General features: G+C 73.4%; 1 protein-coding gene. It reads left to right on the forward strand.

From position 1 onward, the window contains the following. Window positions 1-811 (forward strand): FUSC family protein (locus DPV74_RS41615; RefSeq protein WP_205571998.1); only part of this gene is annotated, 811 nt, incomplete at both ends.

An 811-nucleotide genomic window follows, 5' to 3' on the forward strand; every position in this document is an offset into this window, starting at 1 on the left:
CTGCTCGGCGATGCGCGCGAACGCCTGCGCGACGCGCTCGACGGCATCGCGCTCGGCGATCCGCGCGACGAGGCGGCGTTGCTGATCGCCGGCGAGCGGCTGATCGAGCAGATCGACGACTACCGCGCGGCGCTCGACGGGCTCGTCGAACTGCAGCGCCCGCGCCCGGGCTACCGGCCCGCGCGGGTGCGCTTTCACCGCGACACGGGCGCGGCCCTGCGCAACGGCGTGCGCGCCGCGTGCGCGATCGTGATCTCGGGCGCATTCTGGCTCGCGACCGGCTGGAACCAGGGCGACATGATGCTGCTCGTCGTCGCGCCGTACTGCGCGCTGCTCGCGACCGCCGGCAACCCGGCCGCCGGCGCGCAGGCGTTCATCAAGGGCACGGTGCTGGCCGTGCCGGCCGCGTTCGTGTGCGCGTTCGGCATCCTGCCGCGCATCGAAGGCTTTCCGCTGCTCGTCGTCGCGCTCGGGCTGTTCTGGATGCCCGGCATCTACGCGACGAGCGTGCCGAAGACCGCGCTCGCGGGGCTCGCCTATCTCGTCGCGTTCAACACGCTGACCGGCGCGACCAATCCGTTCCGCCCCGACGTCGAGCTGTTCCTGAACCAGTCGGTCGCGTGGGTGCTCGCCACGTTCCTCACGCTGCTCACGTTCCGGTTGATCCTGCCGGGCAACCTGGCCACCGACGCCACGCGGCTGCGCCGCACGATCCGCGACGACACGCTCGCGCTCGTGGCCGGCCGGCGCGTCACGGCGGCGGGCTGGCAGCAGCGCCAGCAGCACCGCATCGCGCAGCTCGGCGCGCTGC

Source organism: Burkholderia sp. HAN2018, assembly GCF_024704855.1.
GTDB lineage: Bacteria > Pseudomonadota > Gammaproteobacteria > Burkholderiales > Burkholderiaceae > Burkholderia > Burkholderia cepacia.